The sequence below is a fragment of the Curtobacterium sp. B8 genome (assembly GCF_000333315.1).
GTDB lineage: Bacteria > Actinomycetota > Actinomycetes > Actinomycetales > Microbacteriaceae > Curtobacterium > Curtobacterium luteum.
The window spans coordinates 1-11,854 of sequence record NZ_BACW01000372.1 but is presented as its reverse complement, the minus strand read 5'-3'; the positions used below and the strand labels follow the sequence as shown (position 1 = coordinate 11,854).

The following is an 11,854-nucleotide window of genomic DNA, read 5'->3' as shown; positions in this document are numbered from 1 at the left end:
CGTTTCGATGCGTCCGGCGTCTCGGTCCGCGCTCCGACGGTGGCCACCGTGCCACGTCCCGACAGCGCACGATGGTCGCCAGGAGCGCACCGCGCACCGCGGACCGCGGACGCCGTGTGTCAGCACCGCACGCGGCACCCGTCGGTCAGGCGGACGGTCCTAGCGCCGCCCGCCCACCGACGACGCGAGCGCGCCGCTGCTGGCCGCGTCGCGCGAGGGCGCCTGCAGCACCGGCGGCGAGACTGATCGGCGCGGTGATCCCCAGGGAATCCGCCCCGAGGATCCACACGGGCACTGCCGCCATGGTCCCGGCGAGCAACGCGTGGACGATCACCTGCGTCCACGGCCGCCGCGCCCGCTCGAGCAGGCGGCCTGCGGCGTAGGTGACCGGGACGGTGACGAACGCGGACCCGAGGACGAAGAGCACAGAGACCCCGTCGACCAGCACGACCCAGCTGACGATCCCGCCGATCGCCGACCACCACGGCCCGCCCACGAAGACCCACGAGTCCGAGACGATCGGCGCGAGGAGCATCCCCAGCAACGACGCCGTCGGAAGCGTCGCACCGAGCATCCACCCTGCGGCACGAGCGTTCAGCGCCCCGGCGTCCTCGACGGTCCACCGCTCCGGTGCGTCCGCCTGCTCCGGTGCGTCCGCCTGCTCCGGGTCACGCCCGGGTTCCGGCACCGTCACGGCCGGAACGCTTCCGGCCGACCCACCGAGGACGCGCGACGGGCAGCGGACCGGAGCTGTCCCTGCCGTGCGAGCGCACCGGCACCGGCGGCGGTCACCCCGACGAACGCAGCGAAGAACGGGCCGGACTGTGGCGCCCAAGCCTCTCCCGAGGCCCACCCCGTCGCCGATCCGAGTCCGCCGGCGAGTACGGTCGTGGCGACCACCTGGAGGCTGCGGGAGCGGACACCCGCCATCAGGACGCCGAGGGCGTGGGTGAACGGGAGTGACACGACCGCGCCGCCGAGAGCGACCACCGCGGTCACGGCGTCGAACAGGAGCAGCCAGTACACCGCCGAAAGACCGTCGTCGACGCCGCCGGACCAGTCGTCCGCGACGACCGATGCGGTGACCCACCAGCACACGACCGAGAGCGACACGAGGGGCACCGTGACCCCGGCGAGCCAGAGCCATGCTCGCGCGACGAGGCCGACGGAGTCCCGGAACCGCCAGCCGCTCACGCGTCCCGCCCGGCGACGATGCCGACGATCTCCGTGACCGATCGGCGGAAGGGGCGCACGCGGAGCATGGGCAGGGCGAAACGGAGCACCCCGAGGACGGCGTCCACGAGTCGGTCCGTCCGCCGCTGTGCGGGCGAGGAGTCGTAGACCCAGAACAGCGTCAGCAGCAGGTAGGCGTTCCAGAGCGCGTGCGGCAGGTCCGCGCCGAGCGTGCCGGGCAACTGCGTGCGGGAGCCCTCGACCGCGTCGCGGAACAGCCCGAGCACGATGTCCCGGGCGGGTCCCGACTCGGCGGACATCGGGTTGTTCGGTGAGCCGGGCGCGATGGCCGTGGTGAGGAACTGCGGCGCCAGCTCGTGCCAGCTGCGGAGGTTGCCGAGCCCCGTGCGGACGACGATCCCGATCCGGGTGGCGAGGTCCTCGATGCCCTCGAGCTGCGGTGCGGCGAGCGCGAGGTGTTCACGCTGGACCTCGACGTAGAGCTCCTGCACGAGGTGGTCCTTCGTCGGGAAGTGGTAGTAGGCGTTCCCCACGGACGAGCCCGCTTCGTCGGCGATGCTCCGCATGGTCGTCGCGTCGTAGCCCTTCTCCCGCAGGGACCGGAGGGCGACCTCGCGGATCCGAGCCCTCGTGCGTTCACGTTTCGTCTGCGGAACCTCGTTTTCGAACACGTTCAAAAACTACACCCCGTACATGACGGAGCGCACCCCCTCGGCGAGGGGGTGCGCTCTAGTGCTGCCGGGAGCAGCGTCAGGCGGGGACGTGCAGCGACCGCAGCGTGACCGCGGTGGCGATGGCCGCGTGCGCCGCCTCGGCTCCCTTGTCCTCCTTCGACCCGGGCAGTCCCGCGCGGTCGATGCCCTGCTGTTCGTCGTCGAGGGTGAGCACACCGAAGCCGACGGGCTTGCCGGTCTCGATCGCGACGGTCGTGAGGCCGCTCGTCGCCGCGCTCGAGACGTACTCGAAGTGCGGGGTGCCGCCGCGGATGATGACCCCGAGGGCCACGGCCGCGTCGAACCCGCCTTCCAGCGCCGCCTTCGCGACCACGGGCAGCTCGAAGCTCCCGGGCACGGGGATGACGGTCGCCGAGGCACCGAGACGCTCGACCTCGCGCTGGGCGCCGGCGAGGAGGCCGTCCGCGATCACGTCGTGCCACTGGCCGGCGACGATCGCCACCCGCACACCGGTGCCGTCGACGTGGCCGCGCTCCGCTGCTCCCGCTCCGCTCATCGTGTCGTTCCTTCCGTGGGCGTGTCCGACGCCCGGTCAGCCGCGTCGAGCCACTCGACGAGTGCGGCGATGGTGATGACGGGCACGCCCTCGCGCACCCCGAGTTCGACGAGCCGCGGCAGCCGCATCATGCTGCCGTCCTCGTCGACGATCTCGCAGATGGCCGCTGCCGGGCGCAGCCCCGCCGCGGTCACGAGTTCGATGGCCGCCTCGGTGTGGCCGGCACGCTCCCGGACGCCGCCGGAGCGCGCTCGGAGCGGCACGACGTGGCCGGGGCGGTGCAGGTCGGACCGGACGGACGCCGGGTCGGCGAGGACGCGCAGGGTGCGGGCACGATCGTGGGCGCTGATGCCCGTCGTGATCCCGGAGGCCGCGTCGACCGTCACCGTGTAGGCGGTCCCGCGTGGGTCCTCGTTGTGGTCGACCATCGGCGGCAGGTCGAGGGCGTCGGCGATCTCGGCCGACACCGGGGCGCAGACGAACCCGGAGGAGTGCGCGACGGTCCACGCGATCCACTCCGGTGTCGCGAGCTCCGCGGCGAGAACGACGTCGCCCTCGTTCTCCCGGTGCTCGTCGTCGGCGACGATGACCGGCCGTCCGGCGGCGATCGCGGCGACGGCGTCCTCCACGCTCGCGAGGCCCGGGACCCGGTGCTCGCCGGGGCCGGACGCGACCACGGGTGCGACGTGCGGGACGTGCGTGACCATCACCGGGCCTCCAGGACGGGGGCCGCAGCAGCGCCGGCCGCCGCGTCGAGTCGCAGCATGCGCCGGACGTGGCGTGCCAGCACGTCGGTCTCGACGTTGACGCGGTCGCCGGGCACCCGGAGGCCGAGCGTCGTGGCCTCGAGCGTCTCCGGGATCAGGCTCACCTCGAACCAGGCCGCCTCGGGCGGGGTGTCCTCCGACGAGACCGCACTGACCGTGAGCGAGACCCCGTCGAGCGCGATCGAGCCCTTGTCGACGACGAGCGGGCTGAGCTCGGGCGCGAGGGAGAAGCGCACGCGCCGCCAGCCGTCACCGTCCGCCGTCTCGAGGACGGTCGCCGTGCCGTCCACGTGGCCCTGCACGATGTGACCGCCGAGCCGGTCCCCCATCGAGGCCGCGCGCTCGAGGTTGAGCGTGTCGCCCACGACGAGCGCACCGTGCGCGCTCATGTCGAGCGTCTGCTTCATGACGAACGCGGTGAACGTGTCGGGGGTCTGCTCGACGACGGTCAGGCAGACGCCGGACGTGGCGATGGAGTCGCCGTGCGACGCGTCCGCGACGACGAGCGGGCCGCGGACGGTGAGCGCGACGGAGTCGCCGTGCTGCTCGACGGCGGTGACCGTGCCGAGTTCCTCGATGATGCCGGTGAACACTGGTGTCCTCTCAACGGGACTCCGGGTTCGCGCGACGGTCGTCGACACGGGCGGACGGGTCGACGACGTCGACTTTCCGCCAGCGCTTCCTCCCATCCGGACTCTCACCGTCGGTCCTGGAATCCCACCAGGTCAACCTCTGCCGGGTTGGCACCCGTCATCAGTTCGTGGACTGTCACCACCGGTTCGGACTTGCACCGACCCCGGAGCGCTTGCGTACCGGGAACGATACCCCACACACATGACGGTCGCGTTGCGCCGGTTTCTCCCCGTGACACGGGGCGGCCTGGAGGCTCGTGGCGGGCCCGCCACGCCTCCCTCGCAAGCTCGGTCGGCGCGGTCCGCGTGACGCTGGCGCGTCACCGCTGAGCGGACCGCGCCCGGCCGTCAGGGCGTGCGTCGGTCAGCCGCGCCCGCGCGCGAACGCGACCGCCTGCCGGAACGACAGGTCGGGCAGGTACGCGCGGACGACCGCGATGCCGATCGACGGCAGCGCCACCGGGTCCGGGTACGCGAGCACGAGCGGGTGCAGCTCCGGACCGAACTTCTGCTTGAAGCGCAGCAGCGACCGGAACCCGTACACCGGCTCGAGCACCCCGCCCACGAGTTCGAGGAGGTTCTGCACGCCGTCCGCGGGGGCGTCCGGGGCGGACACCTGGGCGAGCGGCGCCGCGGACAGACTGAGCCGTTCGACCCCGTCGTCGCGCATCTGCTCGGCGGCGCTGGCGACGAGGAACTCCATGACCCCGTTCGGCGCGTGCTCGGTCCGCCGCATCACGTCGAGCGTCCACCCGACGACCCGGCCCTCCCGGTGGCTCGGCAGCCAGCTCGTGACCGCGAGGACGGTGCTCTCGGCGTCCTGCGCGACGAGGGTCCGCACCGCAGGGTCGCGCATCTCGTCGACGCCGCCGAGGGTGAAGCCCATCTCGGGCAGCTCGCGCTCGGCGACCCACTCCTCGGAGATCGCCTCGATCTGCCGGACGGTCGACACCGGGAGGTCCTGCCACGAGGACCAGGTCGCGGTGATCCCCTCGCGCCGTGCCTTGTTCACGGCCGTGCGGACGTCCTGCTTCTTCTTGCCGCTCGTCGTCCACGTCCGCGGGTCGAAGTCGGCGTCCTCGGCGACCGGCAGCGTGCCCCATCCCTGCGGGGCGAGGTGCGCGGCGAGGTCGGCCTCGATGCCGTAGAACGCGGCCGTCCACCCGTTGTCGTCGCACCAGCGGGCGAAGTCGGTCAGGGCCCGCTCCCGCGCGTCCGACCAGCGAACGGGCCACCCACGGTGACCGCGACGGCGCCGTTTCGACGGAACGCCACCCGGCACGGCCGTCGGCCGCGAACCAGTACTGGTTCCCCTGCCAGGTCGTCATCCACCCGAACGTGTCGCCGCCGCCGGCGAGCAGGAGTGCCCGCGCACGCTCGCGGTCCGCGCGGGAGCCGTCCGCGTCGGTGTCCGGCTCGACGGCGCCGGTGGGACGGACCGCGGCGAGGGCCACGACGACCCAGAGCACCGGCCCGATGAGTCCGACGACCAGTCGGAGGGCTGGGTCGAGTGACGGCAGGCGGTCCCAGAACGACACCGGGGCGAGCGGGCCGAGGGCGGCGAGCGCCAGACGGACCGGGTCCTCGACGCGGGCGGGCGAGGACGCGGCCACCACGAGGACGATCGTGACGAGCACGAGCGCCGACGCCCCGACGGTGACGGCGAAGCCGACCACACGTCGGCGGGAGGGCAGGACGGTGAAGGAGCGCCGGAGGATGACGAGCACGACCGCGGTCGCGACCGGCACGACGACCGACGCGGCGATCGAGACGTCCACCACGAACTGGTCCTCGAAGCCGTGCAGGGCCGTGACGCGTCCCGGCACCAGGCCGTACGTGACCGCGGCGGCGACCGCGGTCACGGTGTCGACCACGACGACGAGCCAGACGGCGAACCGGCTGCCCCGGAAGAGCCCGAGCCCGCCGACGAGCAGGACGAGCAGCGGCGCCACGGCGAGCACGAGCGTCCACGGGTCGGTCGCCCGGAACGACAGCAGCCCGCGGAGGCACTCCCCCGCGACCCCGTCCGCACGACACCCGCGCACCGGACTCACCGGACCTGCGCCCACGACGGCGGCGAGTGGCGCGAGCAGTCCGACGCGGGCCCGGGAGACCAGCGCGATCACCGGCCCGACCGCCGACACGAGCACGACCGTGCCGAGCAGGACCCGGGTCTCGCGGTGGGAGCTGCGGACCCAACCCGTGCGCTTCGGCGTGCGGCGGAGCAGTTCGCCCAGCACCCAGCCGGCCCCCGCCGCGAGGACCGCGTAGAGGTCGGAGACGTGCCCGGCGTAGAGCAGGAGCGCCGCGACGACCGCGAGCGCGTTCACCCGGATCCGGCGCCGCCAGAGGGTCCCGGCGAAGGCGCTCGCGGTGACGATGGTGCCGACGATGGCGGTCCACGGGTCGAAGCTCGTCGCCCGGCCGAGGAGCAGCCCGCCGACGTTGCGGTCGTCGGTGTCGACGAACGCGGTCAACGCGCCGACCCCGGTGCCGACGACGGTCGTGACGACGAACGCGACGACCGTCCGCCACGACCCCATGAGTCGTTCGGAGGCGCCGACGAGCACCACCACGCCCGCGATCGTGACGAGCATCGCGACGACGCCGGTCGACGCGGCGAACACCCGGAAGGGGCCGAAGGACGAGGGGACGGCGCCGTGCTGCACGCGGAGCACGACGGCCGAGACCGACGTGACGAGGACGAGCAGCACGATGACCGCGGTGACCGGGGAACGTCGGACGGTCCGGAGGGCGCGCTCGGGCAGCGCCCTGGTCTGCGGGCTCACAGGGCACCGCTCGCGGGCAGACCGAGGTGGGCGATCACGGCCGGGAGGCCGTGCGCGAGGACGTAACGCACCGTGTTCCAGTCGTGCGCCGACCCCGGGGAGACGATCACCTGCGTCGCGATGCCCACCTTGCGCGAGGCCGCGTCGAGCATCGCGGTCGACTTCCGGTACGGGGCGTCGTCCTGACCGACGCCGAAGACGGTGAGGTGGTCGACGTACCGCCCGTGCGCCGCCATCAGGGCTGCCGGGGCCGCTGCCCGGTACTTCGCCGCGGAGCCGTCGAACGCCACCGCGATGCTGTTCTGGACGCTCCCGGTCAGCGGCGCAGGCTCGCTCGAGATCGCCAGGGTGGTGCCGAACACGTCCGGGAACTCGGAGGAGAACTGCATCGCGCAGGTGGCGCCCTCGGAGAACCCCGCGACCGCCCAACCGGACGGCGCCGCGGACACCGGCAGGTGCTTCCGGATCCAGTCGACGGTGTCCGTCATGATGTACGTCTCGCTCCGGCCGAGGCGTCGGGAGTCGACGCACATCGGGTTGCGGTTGGGGGCGCCGAGCTGGTCAGGGGCGACCACGATCGGGGCCAGCCCGTCGTGGGCAGCAGCGTAGCGGTCGAGGTAGGTCGCCATGTTGCCGGTCTGGAAGAGGTCGGACGGCTCGCCCGGTTGCCCGGACAGCGCGACGATCACCGGCAGGGTCGGCGGGTGGGCGGTCCGGGCCGCGGGCGGCAGCCAGACGACGGCCTTGCGTGCGTGGAAGTGCGACACCGTGGCCGGGATGCGGACGCTGATGGTCTCGCCCTTCGTCGGCATGCCGGCCGGAGCGTGCCACCCCGACGGGTCGAGCGCGGGCCGGGTCGAGGGTCCGCTGGCGAGCGCCGGCAGGTCCTCGTACGGGTAGGGGTTCGTCACGAGCGCCTGCTGGATGTCCTTGTAGAAACCGAAGTCGACGTTGACCCCGAGCCCGGCGGCGAGGACGACGGCGCCCGCCGCCGCGAGCGCCACGACCCGTCGGCCCCAGCCACCCTGGACGGCCACGGTGACCAGGAGCGCGATGCTCGCGACCGCGAAGGCGACCCACATCCGGGTGATGGGGGTGAACGCGACCCCGAAGGCGTCCTGGACGTCGCCGAACCACCAGACCAGGCCGAAGCCGACGACCGCACCGACGACCATCGCACCGATCCGGACGAGGAACCGCCGCAGCGACCACGGGCGGACGACGAGCGCCCAGAGCACGAGGAGACCGGCGACCACGTCGACCGGGACGAGGACGTCGGAGTCCGTGATCTTGAGGCGCAGGAGTTCGTGGAGCACGTGCCAATCGTGGCCCTGCCGGGCTGCCGAGCAGCCCCCGGAGCGCTTCCACTGCTCACAGGATGGGCATCACCGCTTTCCAGTCGACGTTCGGACCGTTCACAGCTCGGCGGAGCGCCGGGACCACCGCGGTGGTGGTCCCGGCGCTCCGGTCAGCGACCGGCTCGGTCAGTACCGACGGCGCAGCGTCAGCACTCCGGCCCCCGCGAGGAGCAGGAGCAGTGCGGCGGTCAGCGGCAGCGCCGGCGACGGCGCTCCCGTGTACGCCAGCCCGGTCGCGGTGCTCCCGGTCGTGGTCGCCGCGGCGACGGTCGCCGTCCGGGAGGCACGGGTCGTGTCCGTCGCGACGGCCGCGGTCACCGGGACGGTCGCCGTCACGGGCACCAAACCGGTGGTCGTGCCGGTCCCGGTTCCGGGGGTGCTCCCGGTGCCCGGCGTGCCGCCGGTCCCGGGGGTCGTGCCCGTGCCCGGGTCGGTGCCGGTACCCGGGTCCGTGCCGGTCCCCGGGTCCGTGCCCGTGCCCGGGTCCGTGCCGGTCCCCGGGTCGGTCCCGGTGCCCGGCGTGGTCGGCGTCGTGCTGGTGCCGTCACCGACGACCCCGATCCCGTTGCCGCCGATGGTGACGGGCAGGGAGATCACCGGAGCGACCTGCGTGCCCGAACCGATCCCGTCCGAACCATCCGTCGTCCCACCGGCCGACGGCGTCGAACCCGCCGAACCCGTACCGGAGGTCGAACCCGAGCTCGTACCGTCACCGACGACCCCGATCCCGTTGCCGCCGACCGTCACCGGCACACCGATCACCGGCGTCACCTGCGTGCCCGAACCGATCCCGTCCGAACCATCCGTCGTCCCACCGGCCGACGGCGTCGAACCCGCCGAACCCGTACCGGAGGTCGAACCCGAGCTCGTACCGTCACCGACGACCCCGATCCCGTTGCCCGACACCGTGACCGGTACCGAGACGAGGCCGCCGACCTGGGTCCCGGAGAGGAGCCCGTCCGAGCCGGACGTGCTCGGCGCCGAACCCGACGACTGAGCCGGAGCCGGAGCCGACGCGGTCGACGAACCCGTGCTCGTGCCGTCGCCCAGCGCTCCGATCCCGTTGCCCGACACCGTCACCGGTACCGACACCACCGGCGCGACCTGCGTGCCGGAGGCCGTCCCGTCCGGGCCCGACGTGCTCGGGGCCGAACCCGACGACTGAGCCGGAGCCGGAGCCGACGCGGTCGACGAACCCGTGCTCGTGCCGTCGCCCAGCGCTCCGATCCCGTTGCCCGACACCGTCACCGGTACCGAAACCACGGGCGCGACCTGCGTGCCCGAGGCCGTCCCGTCCGAGCCGGACGTGCTCGGCGCCGGGACGGCCGAGGTCGTGGGCGCCGAGGCGGGCGCGGCGGGTGCCGACGCTCCGGTGGCGGTGGCGTCACCTGCGACGCCGACCGCGTTGCCGGACACCGTCACCGGGATGGTGACGTCCGGGGCGACCTGCGTGCCCGAGGCCGTGCCGTCCGCTCCGGAGGTCGTCGGGGCTGCACCGGTCGAGGTGGTGCCCCTGGGCGATGCGGTGGACGCGGTGCCCGGACCGGTCGCCGTGGAGACCGCGTCGCCGAGGATGCCGAAGGCGTTCCCGGTGGCCGCCACCGGGGCGTCGACGGACGGGGCGACCTGCGTGCCCGAGACGACTCCGCCCGCTCCGGAGGTGGTGGCGGCGTTCGCGGCCGCGGCTCCTCCCAGGGTCAGGCCGCCGACGAAGAGGGCGAACCAGAGCCCTCTGGAGACGTACTTGTTCATGGTCGTTCACTCCCTGATCGAGATCTGTTCCCGACCGCGGTCACGGTCGGGTGTGTGCGTGCCTGCCGTGGCGGACAGGCGCACCGATCTCAATCAGGGGCGACGTCGTGGTCGTCGACCGGGGACGCGGGGATCGCGTCGTCGACGAGGGTGCCGCGTGACCCCGCGGCGAGGGAGAACTGGGTGCTCGCAGCGCCGAAGGCGCCGACGGCTGCACCGGTCGGGGAACCCGCGCCGGCACCGCTCGTGGAGGCCGTCCCCGCCGGGCCCTCCGCCGGCTGGTGCACCGGGCCGCCGCCCTGGGGCACGACGAGCGCACGGCCGCCGACGACCACTGGGTCGACGACGTTCGAGGACGCGTCGTCGGCCGCGGCGGCCCGAACCGTCGCGGCCGACGACGACGTGATCGTGCCCGCTCCGGCGGCCGGTCCGGCCGGTCCGGCCGGTCCGGCCGTCTGGAGCGCGGGGTCGCCGCCGCGGACGGACGACCCGTGCGTTGCGGAGCCTGCCGGGGGCGGGACGGTCCCCGCGACCGGCACCGTGCCTCCAGGCAGGGTCGTCGCGACGGGCGGCAGCGCGCCGCCCGGGAGGAGCGGACCACTCGGCAGCACCGGCGTCGAACCGTCGACGACGCCGGGAAGACTGTCGACCGTCGAACCGACGCCGCCGAGCGTGTCGTCCACGATGCCGGTCACCGGACCGGTGACGGTGCCGAGGGTGTCGTCGCCGACCACCGGACCGACGACGGGCAGGCCGCCGACGAGGTGGTCGAGCTCGTCGACGAGACCCGTCACCGGACGTGTCGTCGCGAGGTCGTGCACGGTTCCCGTGACGGGGCGCAGCACGGCGGCGACGCTGCCGGTGAGCGGCCGGGAGGCAGTGCTCGCCTCGGTCGCGGACCCGGACGAGACGGAGGGTGCGGACGCGCTTCCGGAGGGCGCCGACACGGACGGCACCGGTGCTGCCGGGGCGGGAGCGGCGGGGCTGGTAGCGGCCGGCGCTGGCGCGGCCGGTGTCGGTGCATGGGTTGCCGGTGCGGGCGCAGCCGGAGCCGGAGCCGGAGCCGATTGTTGCGGCGCCGGCGCAGGCGCCGGCGCGGGGCGGACCGGAGCGGGGGGCGTCGGGGCGACGGCCGTGCGGACCGGTTCGACGACCTCGCCGACGACCGTCCCGACGCCGCTCGAGACCCCGTGCAGGGTCGTGCCGAGCCCGTCGGTGACGCCGCCCAGCAGGCCTCCGCGGTCTGCGGACGAGGTGTTCGTCGCCGGCGCGGCGGTCGACGCCGAAGCGGAGCGCACGCCGAAGACGAGGGTGAGCAGCACGAGGGCAGCAGCGATCCCGACGCCCAGCAGGACGTACCGGATCAGCGCGCTGAGGGGTGCACGCATCGCCTGGTCCATGCGCTCACCTCCTGATCTCGGCTGCGCACGTAGAGTGGTTGGCCGGTACGGTACGCCCGTCCGCCCGATTCCGCATCCGGTTTCGTGGGAAAACGTCAGGAAAGGCCGGAATTGACCCCGATCTTCAGTGCTCCCTCCCGCAACCTCGACCCGGTGACGCTGCACGAGATCCTCCGGCTCCGGCAGGACGTGTTCGTCGTCGAGCAGGAGTGCGCGTACCCCGACATCGACGGGCGGGACATGGAGCCGGGAACCGTCCAGTTCTGGGCCGGACGAGGATCGGTCGACGCGACGGTGCGGCTGCTCCGCGAGCCGGACGGGAGCGAGCGGATCGGACGCGTGGCCACGGCGCGGCACGCGCGCGGGCAGGGTCTCGCCGGGCGACTCATGGAGTCCGCGATCGCCGAGGCACGCGCGTCGCGGATCCTGCTCGGCGCCCAGGCGCACCTCGAGGAGTGGTACGGCCGGTTCGGCTTCGTCCGGGACGGCGAGGGCTACCTCGAGGACCGCATCCCGCACGTCCCGATGGTGCTCGTGCGCTGAGCGCGGCGCTGTGGGGTGCGCCACGACACCGCGGCCACGGACCGGTCAGGCGCGCCAGCGACGGAGTTCGTCGAACGAGCGCCCCTGGTGCGTCCGGTCCGCGACGAGCCGCTCGAAGACGATGTTCGTCTGCGTCGTCGCCACTGACGGGTCGCCGCTCAACTCGTCCGCCAGGAAGTCCCGGAGCTG

At 73.7% G+C, this 11,854-nt stretch carries 11 protein-coding genes, 1 pseudogene and 1 riboswitch; of the genes and pseudogenes, 2 read left to right on the top strand and 10 right to left on the bottom strand.

What is annotated here, in order from left to right; genetic code table 11:
• Positions 1 to 145: 145 nt before the first annotated feature.
• The 7 genes and pseudogenes from I59_RS22065 to I59_RS20875 all read right to left on the bottom strand — a co-directional run bounded on the left by I59_RS22065 (position 146) and on the right by I59_RS20875 (position 5,105).
• Positions 146 to 694, bottom strand: coding sequence for a hypothetical protein (locus tag I59_RS22065; RefSeq protein ID WP_022903700.1), 549 nt, complete (start codon positions 692 to 694; stop codon positions 146 to 148).
• Entirely contained in the window at positions 691 to 1,194 is a 504-nt protein-coding gene (locus I59_RS22060) for a hypothetical protein (RefSeq protein WP_022903699.1), read from the bottom strand. Before I59_RS22060 ends, I59_RS22065 begins: the two co-directional genes overlap by 4 nt.
• Positions 1,191 to 1,865, bottom strand: a complete 675-nt coding sequence (locus I59_RS09670; protein WP_031273528.1) for a TetR/AcrR family transcriptional regulator — start codon at positions 1,863 to 1,865, stop codon at positions 1,191 to 1,193. Before I59_RS09670 ends, I59_RS22060 begins: the two co-directional genes overlap by 4 nt.
• A 79-nt stretch (positions 1,866 to 1,944) precedes the next feature.
• Entirely contained in the window at positions 1,945 to 2,424 is a 480-nt protein-coding gene (gene ribH, locus I59_RS09665; RefSeq protein ID WP_022903697.1) for a 6,7-dimethyl-8-ribityllumazine synthase, read from the bottom strand.
• A gap of 35 nt (positions 2,425 to 2,459) precedes the next feature.
• Positions 2,460 to 3,131: pseudogene (gene ribB, locus I59_RS09660) on the bottom strand (3,4-dihydroxy-2-butanone-4-phosphate synthase); the annotation flags it as partial.
• Positions 3,131 to 3,784: a riboflavin synthase gene (locus tag I59_RS09655; protein WP_022903695.1), complete on the bottom strand. Its 654-nt coding sequence runs from the start codon at positions 3,782 to 3,784 to the stop codon at positions 3,131 to 3,133. The gene I59_RS09655 and the pseudogene ribB, both read right to left, overlap by 1 nt.
• Positions 3,785 to 3,864: 80 nt before the next feature.
• A riboswitch (FMN riboswitch) is annotated at positions 3,865 to 3,998 on the bottom strand.
• Positions 3,999 to 4,187: 189 nt separating this feature from the next.
• Entirely contained in the window at positions 4,188 to 5,105 is a 918-nt protein-coding gene (locus I59_RS20875; RefSeq protein ID WP_049976562.1) for a bifunctional lysylphosphatidylglycerol flippase/synthetase MprF, read from the bottom strand.
• Positions 5,106 to 5,449: 344 nt separating this feature from the next.
• Here I59_RS20875 and I59_RS20870 point away from each other — a divergent pair, with 344 nt between their 5' ends.
• Complete coding sequence (locus tag I59_RS20870; RefSeq protein WP_049976561.1) at positions 5,450 to 6,094, top strand: hypothetical protein; 645 nt, start codon at positions 5,450 to 5,452, stop codon at positions 6,092 to 6,094.
• 514 nt (positions 6,095 to 6,608) lie between these two features.
• Here I59_RS20870 and I59_RS09645 read toward each other — a convergent pair.
• From I59_RS09645 to I59_RS22820, 3 genes are all read right to left on the bottom strand, one after another.
• Positions 6,609 to 7,928 (bottom strand): esterase family protein, encoded by a 1,320-nt coding sequence (locus I59_RS09645; protein ID WP_022903692.1) that lies wholly within the window; start codon positions 7,926 to 7,928, stop codon positions 6,609 to 6,611.
• Positions 7,929 to 8,096: 168 nt separating this feature from the next.
• Positions 8,097 to 9,722, bottom strand: coding sequence for a hypothetical protein (locus I59_RS09640; RefSeq protein ID WP_022903691.1), 1,626 nt, complete (start codon positions 9,720 to 9,722; stop codon positions 8,097 to 8,099).
• Positions 9,723 to 9,811: 89 nt separating this feature from the next.
• Positions 9,812 to 11,122: a hypothetical protein gene (locus tag I59_RS22820; protein ID WP_022903690.1), complete on the bottom strand. Its 1,311-nt coding sequence runs from the start codon at positions 11,120 to 11,122 to the stop codon at positions 9,812 to 9,814.
• A 111-nt stretch (positions 11,123 to 11,233) separates the two neighbouring features.
• Between I59_RS22820 and I59_RS09630 the strand changes: the two genes are divergently transcribed.
• Positions 11,234 to 11,665 carry a GNAT family N-acetyltransferase gene (locus I59_RS09630; protein WP_022903689.1) on the top strand — a complete coding sequence of 144 codons (432 nt, stop codon included), beginning with the start codon at positions 11,234 to 11,236 and terminating at the stop codon, positions 11,663 to 11,665.
• Positions 11,666 to 11,854: the final 189 nt, after the last annotated feature.